Raw genomic sequence first — 13,982 nt, 5'->3', positions numbered from 1 at the left:
CAACAACGAGGTACGCCACCATGACCGTGAAAATCTCCCACACCCAAGACGTGCAGAACCTGTTCCGCGAGGCCTGCGGCCTCAACAACGAGCAGGGCAGCCCGCGCCTCAAGCAGCTGATGCTGCGCATCGTCGGCGACGCGGCGAAGATCATCGAAGACCTGCAAGTGAGCGACGACGAATTCTGGCAGGCGGTGGACTACCTCAACCGCCTCGGCGCGCGCAGCGAGTTCGGCCTGCTGGTGCCGGGCCTGGGCCTGGAACACTTCCTCGACCTGCTGCAGGACGCCAAGGACGCCGAGGCCGGCCTCAGCGGCGGCACCCCGCGCACCATCGAAGGCCCGCTGTACGTGGCCGGCGCACCGCTGGCCGAGGGTCAGGTGCGGATGGACGACGGCAGCGAAGACGGCGTGGCCACGGTGATGTTCCTCGAAGGCGTGGTGCGCGACACCCAGGGCAAACCGGTGGCCGGTGCGGTGGTCGACCTGTGGCACGCCAACACCAAGGGCAACTACTCCTACTTCGACCAGAGCCAGAGCGACTACAACCTGCGCCGGCGCATCGTCACCGACGCCGAGGGCCGCTACCGCGCACGCAGCATCGTGCCCAGCGGCTACGGCTGCGACCCGCAGGGCCCGACCCAGGAATGCCTCGATCTGCTCGGCCGCCACGGCCAGCGTCCGGCGCATATCCACTTCTTCATCTCCGCGCCGGGCCATCGCCACCTGACCACCCAGATCAACCTGGCCGGCGACCAGTACCTGTGGGACGACTTCGCCTACGCCACCCGCGAGGGTCTGGTCGGCGATATCCAGTTCGTCGAGGACGAAGCCGCTGCCCGTGATCGCGGCATCCAGGGCCCGCGCTTCGCCGAGCTGACGTTCGACTTCCAACTGCAGAAGGCCCCGCAGGCCAAGGCCGAACGCCGCAACGCACGGCCGCGGGCATTGCAGGGCGCCTAACCGTGGGGTGCGCCGTGCGCACCATGTCCACGATGCGCGGCATGATCGGTGCGCACGGCGCACCCTACAACAAGAGCGTCCCCTTCGAGGGACGCCAGCCTGACTTGCGAGGGATTATGAAAGCCCTGCTCAACGACTTCAGCCTGCCCGCCCTGGTGGCCGGGCTGCTCGCCACCACCATCTCCTACGCCGGGCCGCTGGTGCTGATCTTCCATGCCGCGGAAAGCGCCGGCCTGTCACAGGCGCTGCTGTCGTCCTGGGTCTGGGCCATCTCCATCGGCAGCGGCGCGCTGGGCCTGCTGCTCAGCCTGCGCTACCGCACGCCGGTGGTGATCGCCTGGTCGATCCCCGGCAGCGCGCTGCTGGTCGGCGCCCTGCCGGAGCTGGGCCTGAACCAGGCTATCGGCGCCTACCTGGTGGCCAACCTGATCCTCTTGCTGATTGCCCTCAGCGGTAGCTTCGACCGGCTGATCGCCAAACTGCCCGGCTCCATCGCCGCCGGTTTGCAGGCCGGCATCCTGTTCGCCTTCGGCATCGAGGTGTTCAAGGCGCTGCCCGAGCAGCCGCTGCTGATCGCCAGCATGTTCGTCACCTATCTGCTGCTAAGGCGCATGGCGCCGCGCTATGCGGTGGCCGGCGTATTGCTCGTGGGCGCGGCGCTGACCCTGCTCGGCGGCCAGCTGCGCAGCGAGGCGCTGGTGCTGCAGCTGGCCACGCCGCAGTGGATCGCCCCCGAGTTCAGCCTCGCCGCCACCCTCAACCTGGCGCTGCCGCTGGTGCTGGTGGCGCTGACCGGGCAATTCATGCCGGGCATGGCGGTGCTGCGTGGCGCCGGTTACCAAACCCCGGCCAGCCCGCTGATCGGCGCCAGCGCCATCGGCGGCGCGCTGCTGGCGCCGTTCGGCTGCCACGGCCTCAACCTGGCGGCGGTCACCGCCAGCCTCTGCACCGGCCGCGAGGCCCACGAGGACCCCAGGCGGCGCTATGTCGCCGCGGTGGTCGGCAGCCTGGCCTACCTGCTGTTGGGCATCGCCGGCGCCACCCTGGTGTCGCTGTTCGCCGCCTTCCCCGCGGCGCTGATCGCCGCCCTGGCCGGGCTGGCGCTGTACGGCGCGTTCAGCGAGGCGCTGGCGCGCAGCCTGAGCGAGCCGACGGAGCGCGATGCCGGGCTGTTCACCTTCCTGGTGACGGCCTCCGGGGTGAGTTTCCTCGGCCTGTCGGCGGCCTTCTGGGGCCTGCTGTTCGGCCTCGCCGCGCACCTGCTGCTGCGAGCACGGCGGCAATCGCTAGGCGCCACGAATAACCCGCGGGCCGCGCCGTTGCGCGAGTGAAGCAACGCTATATCCGCGTTGCCTCGGTCGGCTTGCGTAGGGTGCGCCGTGCGCACCAGCCATTGCCGCACCGTGCGAACCAACCGTTGCCGTCTGTATTGGTGCGCACGGCGCACCCTACGGCCCACGTAGTCCCATGCCGCGAGTACATCCGATCCATCCTCCCAACCGGCCGCCCTGGGCTGCCGGGCGGGTTTCTGCAACCTCGATAACAACAAGAGCACGCTAACGATGAAACACAGCCCACGCCTTTGCCTGCTGTCCACCGCCATTGCCGCCTGCCTGCCGAGCCTGAGCCAGGCCGGCGAGGGCGGTTTTATCGAAGACGCCAGCGCCACGCTCACGGCGCGCAACTACTACTTCAGCCGCGACTTCTCCGACATCGTCGGGTCGAACCGGCAGTCCAAGGCCGAGGAGTGGGCGCAGGGCTTTATCCTCAACCTCAAATCCGGCTACACCCCGGGGCCGCTGGGTTTCGGCGTGGATGCCATCGGTCTGCTCGGCCTCAAGCTCGACAGCAGCCCGGATCGAGTGAACACCGGCCTGTTGCCGACCCGCGAGAGCGGCAAGGCTGCCGACGACTACAGCCGCCTGGGTCTGGCGGCGAAGCTGCGCCTGTCCAAGACCGAGTTGAAGCTCGGCGAGCTGCAGCCCAACCTGCCGGTGCTGGTCCATTCGGATATCCGCCTGCTGCCGCCCAGCTACCAGGGCGTCAGCGTCGTGTCCAACGAGCTGGCCGGGCTGACCCTGCAGGCCGGCCACCTCAACTCCACCAGCCTGCGCAACGAGGCCGGCGACGACAAGATGCTGGCCATGCTCGGCCACCTGCCGCAGCGCGCCGCCACCAGTGAAGCCTTCAACTACGCCGGCGGCGACTATGCCTTCAACGCCGGGCGTACCTCGCTCGGCGCCTGGTATGGCCAGCTGGAGGACATCTACCAGCAGCGCTTCCTCGGCCTCAAGCACAGCCAGCCGGTGGGCGCCTGGACCCTCGGCGCCAACCTCGGTTTCTACGATTCGGCGGACGACGGCCAGGGCCTGCTCGGCGAGATCGACAACCAGGCGGCCTTCGCCCTGCTGTCGGCCAAGCACGGTGGCCACACCTTCTATCTCGGCTACCAGGCGATGTTCGGCGATGACGCCTTCCCGCGGGTGTTCGCCAACGTCAGTCCGCTGGGCAACGAGGTGCCGACCTTCGAATTCGCCTCCGCCGACGAGCGCTCCTGGCAGCTGCGTTACGACTACGACTTCGCCGCCATGGGCGTGCCGGGCCTGGTGGCCGGGGTGCGCTACATCCGCGGCGACAACGTCGATGCCCAGGCCACCAACCGCGGCGGTGCGCGCTACGAGGGCAAGGACTGGGAGCGCGACCTGGACATCGGCTACACCCTGCAGAGCGGCGCGTTCAAGGGCCTCGGCGTGCGCGTGCGCAACGTCACCGCGCGCTCCAACTACCGCAGCGATATCGACGAGAACCGGCTGATCTTCAGCTACAGCTGGAACCTCCTTTAGTCCCCCGGCCAGGCGCCCGTCCGGGCGTCTGGCACCACCGGAGAACCCTTATGATCGCAACGCTACTTGCCCTGCTCGCCGCCGGTTGTGCCGCCGTGCTCCTGGCGCTGGTCGGCGAGCCGCTGGCCCAGGGCGTGGCAGCCTTGGCGCTGCTGGCCGGCCTCGGCGCCGCTTGGCCACGGCGGGCGACACCTGCCGTGGTTCCGCAAGACTTCATGCCGGAGCTGCCGGCGCCCACACCGCCGGTCGAGCCGCTGCCTGTGCCTGCTGCGGTGCCGGCGCCCCAGGTCGATCTGGCGCCGCTGCTGGCGCGCCTTGCCGAACTGGAACAGGCCATCGCCGCCAGCCGCGACGACATGCAGTACGCCGACCAGCTGGCGCGCGGCGCCGGCGAGAAGGTGCAGGGCAGCGCCGAGAGCATCCGCGCCGCCACCGCCACCATCGAGCGCCTGGCCGGGCATATGACGCCGGTGACCCGGGTATTCGACGACCTCGGCGAGCAGACTGAACGCATCGGCAGCATAGTCGGCAGCATCCAGGACATCGCCAAGCAGACCAACCTGCTGGCGCTCAATGCCGCCATCGAGGCGGCGCGCGCCGGCGAGCAGGGCAGGGGGTTCGCCGTGGTGGCCGACGAGGTACGCCACCTGGCGCAGCGCGCCAACGCCGCCAGCGAGCAGATCCGCCAGATAGTCGCCAGCCTGCAGCAGGCCGCCGAAGGCGCGCGCAGCGGCTTGCGCCAGGTCGAGGAGGACAGCCGCGCCGGCCTCGGTCAGTCGGCCGACGCCCTGCAGGCCATGGCCGAGATGCGCGAGGGCGCCAGCGCGCGGCTGGCCATAGTGCAGCGCATCGTCGAACGCCTGGCTGCGCAGCAGGCGCTGGCCCTGGGCATGCGCGCGCAGCTGGAGAACGCCCCCTGATCAGGAATGGTTCGATAATCGCACAATAAGGCGATTATCGGATTGTTCCGCCCCGTGCCCCGCCCTAATCTGAACTCACCCGCCACCCCTGCCCGGTGGCACCTGCAACCCAAGCGAGAACAATACGATGGCCGACATCATCACCCTGGGCGAAGCCATTTCGCGCCACGTCAACGACGGCGACTGCGTCGCCCTCGAGGGCTTCACCCACCTGATTCCCACTGCCGCCTCCCACGAGCTGATCCGCCAGGGCAAGCAAGACCTGCACCTGGTGCGCATGACCCCGGACCTGGTCTACGACCTGCTGATCGGTGCCGGTTGCGCGCGCAAGCTGACCTTCTCCTGGGGCGGCAACCCCGGTGTCGGCTCGCTGCACCGCCTGCGCGACGCGGTCGAGAAGCAGTGGCCCAATGCCCTGGAAATCGACGAGCACAGCCACGCCGACCTGGCCAACTCCTACGTCGCCGGCGCCTCAGGCCTGCCGTTCGCCCTGCTGCGCGCCTATGCCGGCTCCGACCTGCCCAAGGTCAACCCGAACATCAAGTTCATCGACTGCCCCTTCACCGGCGAGAAGCTGGCCGCCACCCCGGCCGTGCGCCCGGACGTCACCGTGATCCACGCGCAGAAGGCCGACCGCAAGGGCAACGTGCTGCTGTGGGGCATCCTCGGCGTGCAGAAGGAAGCGGCCCTGGCGGCCAAGCGCTGCATCGTCACGGTCGAGGAGATCGTCGACGACCTGAATGCGCCGATGAACGCCTGCGTGCTGCCGAGCTGGGCGCTGACCGCCGTTTGCCACGTGCCCGGCGGCGCGCACCCGTCCTACGCCCACGGTTACTACGAGCGCGACAACCGTTTCTACCAGGCCTGGGACCCGATTGCCCGCGACCGCGAGAGCTTTACCGCCTGGATAGACGAGCACATCCGTGACACCGCCGATTTCGCGGCATTCCAGAAAAAGATTGCGGAGGCCAAATAATGAGCGCGCTTTCCACCAGCGACTACAGCACCAACGAAATGATGACTGTCGCCGCGGCCCGCCGCCTGAAGAACGGCGCCGTCTGCTTCGTCGGCATCGGCCTGCCGTCCAAGGCCGCCAACTTGGCGCGCCTGACCTCCTCGCCGGACGTAGTGCTGATCTACGAATCCGGCGCCATCGGCGCCAAGCCCAGCGTGCTGCCGCTGTCCATCGGTGACGGCGAGCTGGCCGAAACCGCCGACACCGTGGTGCCCACTGGCGAGATCTTCCGCTACTGGCTGCAGGGCGGGCGCATCGACGTCGGTTTTCTCGGCGCGGCCCAGGTCGACAAGTTTGGCAATATCAACACCACGGTGATCGGCGACTACCACAACCCCAAGGTGCGCCTGCCCGGTGCCGGCGGCGCGCCGGAGATCGCCGGCAGCGCCAAGGAAGTGCTGATCATCCTCAAGCAGTCGCACCGCACCTTCGTCGACAAGCTGGCCTTTATCACCTCGGTCGGTTTCGGCGAGGGCGGCGACCACCGCCAGCAGCTCGGCCTGCCCGGCAAGGGCCCGGTGGGCATCATCACCGACCTGTGCATCATGGAGCCGGAAGCCGGCACCAACGAGTTCGTGGTCACCTCGCTGCACCCGGGCGTGACCCGCGAGCAGGTGATCGAGAACACCGGCTGGGCCATCCGTTTCGCCGACAATCTGGCCGTGACCGAGGCGCCGAACGACAGCGAGTTGGAAGCGCTGCGCGCCCTGGAAGCACGCACCGCGGCCGCCCACGGCCAGGCCGGAGGTGACGAATGAGCCGCGACGTCTTTATCTGCGACGCCATCCGCACGCCCATCGGCCGCTTCGGCGGCGCCCTGGCGCCGGTGCGCGCCGACGACCTGGCGGCGATCCCGCTCAAAGCCCTGATCGAGCGCAACCCGCAGCTCGACCTGGCGGCCATCGACGAAGTGTTCATGGGTTGCGCCAACCAGGCCGGCGAGGACAACCGCAACGTCGCGCGCATGGCGCTGCTGCTGGCCGGTATTCCCGACAGCGTGCCGGGCGTGACCCTCAACCGCCTGTGCGCCTCCGGCCTGGATGCGGTGGGCAGCGCCTTCCGCGCCATCGCTTCTGGCGAGATGGAGCTGGCCATCGCCGGCGGCGTGGAGTCCATGTCGCGCGCGCCCTATGTGATGGGCAAGGCGGCCACGGCCTTCGGTCGTGAGCAGAAGATCGAGGACACCACCATCGGCTGGCGTTTCATCAACCCGCTGATGAAGGCGCAGTACGGTGTCGACGCCATGCCGCAGACCGCCGACAACGTCGCCGACGACTACCAGGTGTCGCGCGCCGACCAGGACCTGTTCGCCCTGCGCAGCCAGCAGCGCGCCGCGCGCGCCCAGGCCCAAGGTTTCTTCGCCGAGGAGATCGTGCCGGTGGTGATAAAGGGCAAGAAGGGCGACACCGTGGTCGACAGCGACGAGCATCCGCGTGCCGACACCAGCCTGGAGGCGCTGAGCAAGCTCAAGCCGGTCAACGGCGAAGGCAAGAGCGTCACCGCCGGCAACGCCTCGGGCGTCAACGACGGCGCCGTGGCGCTGATCCTGGCCTCTGCCGAGGCGGTGAAAAAACACGGCCTGCAGCCCAGGGCGCGCGTGCTGGGCATGGCCAGCGCCGGCGTCGCGCCACGGGTGATGGGCATCGGCCCGGTGCCGGCGGTGCGCAAGCTGCTGGAGCGGCTGAACCTGGGCATCGACCAGTTCGACGTGATCGAGCTCAACGAAGCCTTCGCCGCCCAGGGTCTGGCGGTGATGCGCGAGCTGGGCCTGGCCGACGACAGCGCCAAGGTCAACCCGAATGGCGGTGCCATCGCCCTCGGCCACCCGCTGGGCGCCAGCGGCGCGCGCCTGGTGCAGACCGCGCTGCACCAGTTGGAGAAGTCCGGTGGCAAGCTGGGCCTGGCGACCATGTGCGTGGGCGTCGGCCAGGGGTTGGCGCTGGCGATCGAGCGGGTGTGACGGTCGCTCGCTCTAAGGGAGGCGCTTTAGCGGCGACGCCCGGTCGCGGCTAAAGCCCCTCCCACGGGCGATCCCCTGATGGTGCGCGCAGCGCTGCAGACGTAGGGTGCGCCGTGCGCACCACAACCCGACATTGATGCCACACTAGGCCTGATTCCGACTTTCTCAGGAACCCGCAGCTCGTGAGCAACCAACTCTTCGATGCCTACTTCACCGCGCCGGCCATGCGCGCGATCTTCTGCGACGCTGGCCGGGTGCAGGGCATGCTCGACTTCGAGGCCGCGCTGGCGCGGGCCGAGGCGCGTGTGGGGCTGATCCCCGCCGAGGCCGCGGTGCCCATCGAGGCGGCCTGTAAAGCTGAGCTTTACGATTACCCGGCGCTGGCCGAGGCCATCGCCATGGCCGGCAATTCCGCCATCCCGCTGGTCAAGGCGCTGGGCAAGCGCATCGCCGCCGCCAGCCCCGAGGCCGAGCGCTTCGTGCACCTCGGCGCCACCAGCCAGGACGCCATGGACAGCGGCCTGGTGCTGCAGCTGCGCGCCGCCGTCGAGCTGATCGAAAGCGACCTCGCCGCCCTGGCCGACGCCCTGGCGGCGCAGGCCGAGCGCCATGCCGACACCCCGCTGGCCGGGCGCACCTGGCTGCAGCAGGCCACCCCGGTGACCCTGGGCATGAAGCTGGCCGGCGTGCTCGGCGCCATTACCCGCCATCGTCAGCGCCTGAATGAACTCAAGCCGCGTCTGCTGAGCCTGCAGTTCGGTGGCGCCTCCGGCAGCCTGGCGGCGCTCGGCGAGCAGGCCTGGCCTGTGGCCGAGGCGCTGGCCGATGAATTGCACCTGAACCTGCCCGAGCAGCCCTGGCACACCCAGCGCGACCGCCTGGTGGAATTCGCCAGCCTGCTCGGGCTGATCGCCGGCAGCCTGGGCAAGCTCGGCCGCGACCTCAGCCTGCTGATGCAGACCGAGGCCGGCGAGGTGTTCGAGCCTTCCGCGCCGGGCAAGGGCGGCTCGTCCACCATGCCGCACAAACGCAATCCGGTCGGCGCCGCCGTGCTGATCGGCGCCGCTACCCGCGCGCCGGGCCTGGTGGCGACGATGCTGGCCGCCATGCCGCAGGAGCACGAGCGCAGCCTCGGCCTGTGGCACGCCGAGTGGGAAACCCTGCCGGAGCTGTGCTGCCTGGTCTCCGGCGCCCTGCAGCAGGCGCTGCTGGCGGTGCCGGGGCTGGAGGTGGACGCCGCGCGCATGCGCACCAACCTCGAACTGACCCAGGGCCTGCTGCTGGCCGAGGCGGTGAGCATCGCCCTGGCCCAGCGCATCGGCCGCGACGCCGCCCATCACCTGGTCGAGCAGTGCTGCCGCCAGGCGGTGCAGCAGGGCGTGCACCTGGGCGCGGTGCTTGGCGCCAATGCCGAGGTCGGCGCCGAGCTGTCCGCCGCCGAGCTGCAGCGTCTGCTCGATCCGGCCCATTACCTGGGACAGGCCCGCCGCTGGGTGCAGCGGGCCGTCGCCGAACACCAGCAATTTTCGCCTTAGGAGTTATCCATGCCTGCCGTACGTCTCGCCGATGGCGATCTCAACTACCAGCTCGAAGGCCCGGCCGGCGCGCCGGTGCTGGTGCTGTCCAACTCCCTCGGCACCGACCTGCATATGTGGGATGTGCAGCTGCCAGCGCTGACCCGCCACTTCCAGGTGCTGCGCTACGACACCCGCGGCCATGGCCAGTCGCTGGTGACTGACGGGCCCTACAGCATCGAGCAACTGGGCCGCGACGTGCTGGCCCTGCTCGATGCGCTGGATATCGCCAAGGCGCATTTCTGCGGGCTGTCCATGGGCGGGCTGATCGGCCAGTGGCTGGCGATCAACGCGCCCGAGCGCATTGCACGCCTGGTGCTGTGCAACACCGCCGCCAAGATCGGCGCGCCGGAGGTGTGGAACCCGCGCATCGACACGGTGCTGGCCGGCGGCGCGCAGGCCATGCGCGATTTGCGCGACGCCTCGATCTCGCGCTGGTTCACCCCCGGCTTCGCCGCGGCGCAGCCACAGCAGGTCGAGCCCATCGTCGGCATGCTGGCGCAGACCTCGCCCGAAGGTTATGCGGACAATTGCGCGGCGGTGCGCGATGCCGATTTCCGCGAGCAGCTTGGTGCGATCCGCGCGCCGACCCTGATCCTCTGCGGCAGCCTTGATCCGGTGACCACCACCGAGCATGGTCGCTTGATGCAGCAGCACATCGCCGGCGCGCAGTTGGTGGAGTTCCACGCCGCGCACCTGTCCAACGTCGAGGCTGGCGTGGCCTTTACCCAGGCGCTGCTGGATTTCCTCAAGGCTTGAGACCGTTATGGTGCGCACGGCGCACCCTACGGATCCACGTTTGCCGTAGGGTGCGCCGCGCGCACCACCCAACCGGAGTTTGAGATGGACGAAAAACAACGCTACGAAGCCGGCATGCAGGTGCGCCGCGCGGTGCTCGGCGACGCCCATGTCGACCGCAGCCTGGACAAGCTCACGCCGTTCAACAGCGAGTTCCAGGAGATGATCACCCGTCACGCCTGGGGCGATATCTGGACCCGCCCCGGCCTGCCGCGGCATACCCGCAGCCTGATCACCATCGCCATGCTGATCGGCATGAACCGCGAGGGCGAGTTGCGCCTGCACCTGCGCGCGGCGAAGAACAACGGCGTGACCCGCGAAGAGATCAAGGAAGTGATCATGCAGAGCGCCATCTACTGCGGCATCCCGGCGGCCAATGCCACCTTCCACCTGGCCGAAGCCGTGTGGGACGAGCTGGGTGTCGAGTCCCTGCAGACTGAACCCGCGAGCAATGCAGCGCCGCACGGACCACGCATCCGGGCGGCGCTTTTTATGCCTGATGCGCGTGACTGAGGGGCGTCTTCGCCAATCACAACCCTCCCAGTGATCATCTCTCCCATCATGCCTGTACGATGATTTTTCCGAGAGGTGGCGCTGTATGCGGGCCTATGCTCGAGTCTGCCTTCTTATGGATCAAAGCCTGCTTGCAGGGCAGTATCTGGTAAGTGCCATTGGATTTTTCGAGGGTTCCGGAGTCCTGCCATGATTGCTTCGAAAGCGCCCCTGGTGCCGGTGTTCAAACTCTACGGTGAGACTGCTGCGTGGCCGACACCTGACCTGATCCATTGCGAGTCGATTCCCGAGCGCAGTCAGTTGCATGGCTGGGAGATCAAACCGCACCGGCATGCGGATCTGTTGCAGTTGCTCTATGTACAGGCAGGGGTGGCGGAGCTGGAGGTTGAGGGCCAACTACGTCAGGTGCGTAGCGCGTCGCTGCAGATCGTGCCGGCGCTGTGCGTGCACGGTTTTCGCTTCTCGCATGACATTCAGGGGTATGTGCTGAGCCTGGCGCGTCCGCTGGTTGAACGGCTGGCCGCCCCACTGGGGCAGCAGGCACTGCAGAGCCCCATGTACTACGAAGTGGGTGAGCAGCGCCGTTATCTGGATGCCCTGTTCGAGTCGATCGCTCAGGAGTACGGCCGCTTCGAACCCGCGCGGGAGCTGATGCTGCAATCGCTGATCAGTGTCCTGCTGGTGACTATCGCACGTCGTCAACTGGCGCACAGTCAGGCGCAGGAACCTGCCGATGCCAGAGGGCGCGAGCATGTGCAGGCATTCGTGCAGTTGCTCGAAGTCCATTTTCGCGAACATCTGCCCATCGAGCACTACGCCACGCGCCTGGGCATCAGTGCTGCGCACCTCAATGCGCTGTGCCGGCGGCTGGCCGGGCAGTCCGCGTTGCAACTGGTCAATCAGCGGCTGCTGCTCGAGGCCAAACGGTGCCTGGTGTATACCACCATGACGGTGAGCCAGGTTTCAGACAGCCTGGGCTTTTCCGAACCGGGCTACTTCTCGCGCTTCTTCAAGCGTGGCACCGGCATGGCGCCGAAGGCGTTTCGGCTGCATCGCTGAGCTAAAACAGGCATAAAAAAGCCGGCTTGTGGGCTAATGCCGATCAGTTAAGCCCGCCGCCTTGACCTATGGCGGGTTGGCAGCAGAATCCGATGCCTACTCCAGGCATCGGATTTTTTATGCGGCTTTCCCGTGCACTCGCGCTGACCCATGAAGTTGCTTCTACCGCCCATGCCTTCGAGGGGCTAGGGGCGCTGCTTGACCCGGAATTGGTCAAATCTGCCTTCGAGACGGCAGGTGTAGCCACTCTGCGCAAGCGACGCTAGCCCTTGGAGGCAATGATCTGGTGTGTGATCGGCATGGCGCTGTTTCGCCGCATGTCGGCTTGGGATGTCGTCAGCCGCATCCGGTCAGCGCCCCTTGGTAGCGCCCAGCGCCGTGGTCCAGGGCCGTGAACGTCTCGGCAGCGAGGCGGTTCGTGAGGTTTTTGCCCTGACCCAGCAACGCTGGCACGCTGCCGCCAACCACCCCGCTTGGGCAGGTTTACGCTTGCTCAGTGTCGACGGCCTCGTCTGGCGCACACCCGATACGCCGGAGAATCGCGAACGCTACGGCAGTGCCAGCAACCAGCATGGCGACACCAGCTTTCCCCAAGTGCGCATGGTGGTCAGATGGAGTTGACCAGCCACCTGCTGGTCAGCCGTGAGATCACAGCTAGCGGGTGCCGCTGCAGGGCCTGGATCCGAGATGGCTCTGGCAATTTACACCGCACCCGCATCGACGAGATTCTCGATAATGCCCAGCAACGCTCGGTGCACTACCTTGATTTCGCTTTCGGACAACCCGCGCATCGCCACCTCGTTGAGTTCTTCCGCGATGGGTATCAAGACGTCCTTCAGGTCGCGGCCTTTCGGCGTGAGGTAGATGTAGATCTTCTTTCGGTTGCCATCCTGAAAGCGCCGTTCGATCAGTCCCTGGGACTCCATGGCTTTCAGCGCGGTAAACGTGGTTGGCTCCATCAGCCCGACCTGATCGCTGAGCTCCCGTTGCGTAAGGCCTTCGGTGACCCATAGCACGCGGAGAAAGGCCCAGTGCCCGAAACTGACATCGTGTTCGGCCAGGCGCAACTGCAGGCTTTTGGTCAATACCCGCGCGGCGTCCCGGACCAAGTGGGCCAGTCGGTCGTCGGGAACCTCCTCTCTCCAGTGGCGTAGAACCTGCTGTGCCGTATGGTCGTTTTTCTGTCTCATCGGTTATCCATTTCAAAATCGTGGTGCCCGGCTGCTTGCGCAGCGGAGTCGAACAGGGTGTCTATCGTGCTGGCTCAGATGGACAGGCGCATCGACAGATCAATAGCTTTTACGTCCTTGGTCAAGGTACCGAGGGAAATGTAATCCACTCCGGTCTCGGCAATTTGCCGCAGATTACCTTCATTGATTCCCCCGGACGCTTCCAGTTTGGCCTTGCCGGCATTGATCGCCACCGCGCGGCGTATGTCCTCGGCGCTGAAATTGTCGAGCATGATCATCTCTGCTCCGGTCGCCAGTGCCAAGTGCAACTCGGCAAGCGTTTCCACCTCCACCTCGATAAGTCTGCCTGGCGCTAGCTGTCTGGCAAGATCGACGGCCTGAGCGATGCCGCCGCAGGCCGCGATATGGTTTTCCTTGATCAGGAACGCGTCGTAGAGGCCGAGGCGATGATTGTGGCATTGGCCACACAGGACGGCGTATTTCTCCGCCAGCCGCAGGCCCGGCAGGGTTTTGCGGGTATCGAGCAGTTTGACGCCAGTGTCGGCCACCTGGTCCTGAAAATGGCGGCAGCGAGTGGCTATGCCGGATAGCAACTGGAGGAAATTGAGCACGCTGCGCTCGGCGCTCAACAACGCCCTGGCGGGACCGGTGATGTGCAGCAATAGCTGATCGGGCTCGACGGATTCGCCATCGGCCACATGCCACTCGGCTACCAGCCTCGGATCGACCTGCCGGCAGACCTCGTCGGCCCAGGCAGTGCCACAGATCACTGCTTTCTCACGGCTGATCACCCACGCTTGGCCCATGCAGCCGTCCGCAATCAACTGCGCGGTGATGTCGCCGTTGCCGATGTCCTCGGCGAGCGCGGCCCGCGCGTTTGCCCGGATGGTGTCACCGAGCCGGTCGAGATGGATGTCGTACATAACGCTTTCCAGAAAGTTGAGAGGTATGCGGACCTCGGACGCGGATCGGGAAAACACCGCCCCTGGCTTGCGCTCGGAACCGGTTATCCGCTGCTTCATTTTTTCCCTGGCACCCCCTTGACAGTCCGCCGATGCATAGTATCTTAGATGCCTAACTTAGATACATAAGTTTGTGCGCCAAGTCGATGCGCGCTTGCGCTCGGACATGATCCAAGCCACTCCAGG

At 67.0% G+C, this 13,982-nt stretch carries 13 protein-coding genes and 1 pseudogene; 12 read left to right on the top strand and 2 right to left on the bottom strand.

Going from position 1 to position 13,982, the window contains the following annotated elements; all coding sequences use genetic code 11:
* Positions 1–20: 20 nt before the first annotated feature.
* The 12 genes and pseudogenes from catA to ACIGKL_RS10210 all read left to right on the top strand — a co-directional run bounded on the left by catA (position 21) and on the right by ACIGKL_RS10210 (position 12,039).
* A complete protein-coding gene (gene catA, locus ACIGKL_RS10265) occupies positions 21–962 on the top strand; it encodes a catechol 1,2-dioxygenase (RefSeq protein WP_397486540.1) in 942 nt (313 codons plus the stop codon).
* A gap of 116 nt (positions 963–1,078) precedes the next feature.
* Positions 1,079–2,293: a benzoate/H(+) symporter BenE family transporter gene (locus tag ACIGKL_RS10260; RefSeq protein ID WP_397486539.1), complete on the top strand. Its 1,215-nt coding sequence runs from the start codon at positions 1,079–1,081 to the stop codon at positions 2,291–2,293.
* Between the two features lie 231 nt (positions 2,294–2,524).
* Positions 2,525–3,805 carry an OprD family porin gene (locus tag ACIGKL_RS10255; RefSeq protein ID WP_397486538.1) on the top strand — a complete coding sequence of 427 codons (1,281 nt, stop codon included), beginning with the start codon at positions 2,525–2,527 and terminating at the stop codon, positions 3,803–3,805.
* Between the two features lie 50 nt (positions 3,806–3,855).
* On the top strand, positions 3,856–4,725 hold the full coding sequence (locus ACIGKL_RS10250) for a methyl-accepting chemotaxis protein (protein WP_397486537.1): 870 nt from the start codon (positions 3,856–3,858) through the stop codon (positions 4,723–4,725).
* Positions 4,726–4,852: 127 nt separating this feature from the next.
* Complete coding sequence (locus ACIGKL_RS10245; RefSeq protein ID WP_397486536.1) at positions 4,853–5,701, top strand: CoA transferase subunit A; 849 nt, start codon at positions 4,853–4,855, stop codon at positions 5,699–5,701.
* Positions 5,701–6,498 (top strand): CoA-transferase subunit beta, encoded by a 798-nt coding sequence (locus ACIGKL_RS10240; protein WP_397486535.1) that lies wholly within the window; start codon positions 5,701–5,703, stop codon positions 6,496–6,498. Before ACIGKL_RS10245 ends, ACIGKL_RS10240 begins: the two co-directional genes overlap by 1 nt.
* Positions 6,495–7,700 (top strand): 3-oxoadipyl-CoA thiolase, encoded by a 1,206-nt coding sequence (gene pcaF, locus ACIGKL_RS10235; protein WP_397486534.1) that lies wholly within the window; start codon positions 6,495–6,497, stop codon positions 7,698–7,700. The genes ACIGKL_RS10240 and pcaF overlap by 4 nt, the downstream gene beginning before the upstream one ends.
* Before the next feature lie 182 nt (positions 7,701–7,882).
* Positions 7,883–9,235 carry a 3-carboxy-cis,cis-muconate cycloisomerase gene (locus ACIGKL_RS10230; RefSeq protein WP_397486533.1) on the top strand — a complete coding sequence of 451 codons (1,353 nt, stop codon included), beginning with the start codon at positions 7,883–7,885 and terminating at the stop codon, positions 9,233–9,235.
* Between the two features lie 9 nt (positions 9,236–9,244).
* Entirely contained in the window at positions 9,245–10,033 is a 789-nt protein-coding gene (pcaD, locus tag ACIGKL_RS10225) for a 3-oxoadipate enol-lactonase (RefSeq protein ID WP_397486532.1), read from the top strand.
* Between the two features lie 84 nt (positions 10,034–10,117).
* A pseudogene (pcaC, locus tag ACIGKL_RS10220) lies at positions 10,118–10,507 on the top strand (4-carboxymuconolactone decarboxylase); the annotation flags it as partial.
* A gap of 267 nt (positions 10,508–10,774) precedes the next feature.
* Positions 10,775–11,644 carry a helix-turn-helix domain-containing protein gene (locus ACIGKL_RS10215; protein ID WP_397486531.1) on the top strand — a complete coding sequence of 290 codons (870 nt, stop codon included), beginning with the start codon at positions 10,775–10,777 and terminating at the stop codon, positions 11,642–11,644.
* Between the two features lie 278 nt (positions 11,645–11,922).
* Positions 11,923–12,039, top strand: coding sequence for a hypothetical protein (locus ACIGKL_RS10210; RefSeq protein WP_397486857.1), 117 nt, complete (start codon positions 11,923–11,925; stop codon positions 12,037–12,039).
* Between the two features lie 306 nt (positions 12,040–12,345).
* Here ACIGKL_RS10210 and ACIGKL_RS10205 read toward each other — a convergent pair whose 3' ends face one another.
* Together ACIGKL_RS10205 and nadC are read right to left on the bottom strand one after the other, a co-directional pair.
* The gene (locus ACIGKL_RS10205) at positions 12,346–12,834 is read right to left on the bottom strand and encodes a MarR family winged helix-turn-helix transcriptional regulator (RefSeq protein WP_266207188.1); all 489 of its coding nucleotides are present in this window, start codon (positions 12,832–12,834) and stop codon (positions 12,346–12,348) included.
* A 74-nt stretch (positions 12,835–12,908) separates the two neighbouring features.
* The gene (gene nadC / locus ACIGKL_RS10200) at positions 12,909–13,757 is read right to left on the bottom strand and encodes a carboxylating nicotinate-nucleotide diphosphorylase (protein ID WP_397486530.1); all 849 of its coding nucleotides are present in this window, start codon (positions 13,755–13,757) and stop codon (positions 12,909–12,911) included.
* Positions 13,758–13,982 lie beyond the last annotated feature (225 nt).

Origin of the sequence: Pseudomonas sp. NPDC077186 (assembly GCF_044543505.1) — a bacterium.
Lineage (GTDB): Bacteria > Pseudomonadota > Gammaproteobacteria > Pseudomonadales > Pseudomonadaceae > Aquipseudomonas.
This window is presented reverse-complemented; position numbering and strand designations above follow the sequence as displayed.

Coding starts and splice junctions, on each gene's coding strand:
- catA (WP_397486540.1), top strand. CDS start 21: ATGACCGTGAAAATCTCCCACACCCAAGACGTGCAGAACCTGTTCCGC.
- ACIGKL_RS10260 (WP_397486539.1), top strand. CDS start 1,079: ATGAAAGCCCTGCTCAACGACTTCAGCCTGCCCGCCCTGGTGGCCGGG.
- ACIGKL_RS10255 (WP_397486538.1), top strand. CDS start 2,525: ATGAAACACAGCCCACGCCTTTGCCTGCTGTCCACCGCCATTGCCGCC.
- ACIGKL_RS10250 (WP_397486537.1), top strand. CDS start 3,856: ATGATCGCAACGCTACTTGCCCTGCTCGCCGCCGGTTGTGCCGCCGTG.
- ACIGKL_RS10245 (WP_397486536.1), top strand. CDS start 4,853: ATGGCCGACATCATCACCCTGGGCGAAGCCATTTCGCGCCACGTCAAC.
- ACIGKL_RS10240 (WP_397486535.1), top strand. CDS start 5,701: ATGAGCGCGCTTTCCACCAGCGACTACAGCACCAACGAAATGATGACT.
- pcaF (WP_397486534.1), top strand. CDS start 6,495: ATGAGCCGCGACGTCTTTATCTGCGACGCCATCCGCACGCCCATCGGC.
- pcaD (WP_397486532.1), top strand. CDS start 9,245: ATGCCTGCCGTACGTCTCGCCGATGGCGATCTCAACTACCAGCTCGAA.
- ACIGKL_RS10215 (WP_397486531.1), top strand. CDS start 10,775: ATGATTGCTTCGAAAGCGCCCCTGGTGCCGGTGTTCAAACTCTACGGT.
- ACIGKL_RS10210 (WP_397486857.1), top strand. CDS start 11,923: ATGATCTGGTGTGTGATCGGCATGGCGCTGTTTCGCCGCATGTCGGCT.
- ACIGKL_RS10205 (WP_266207188.1), bottom strand. CDS start 12,834: ATGAGACAGAAAAACGACCATACGGCACAGCAGGTTCTACGCCACTGG.
- nadC (WP_397486530.1), bottom strand. CDS start 13,757: ATGTACGACATCCATCTCGACCGGCTCGGTGACACCATCCGGGCAAAC.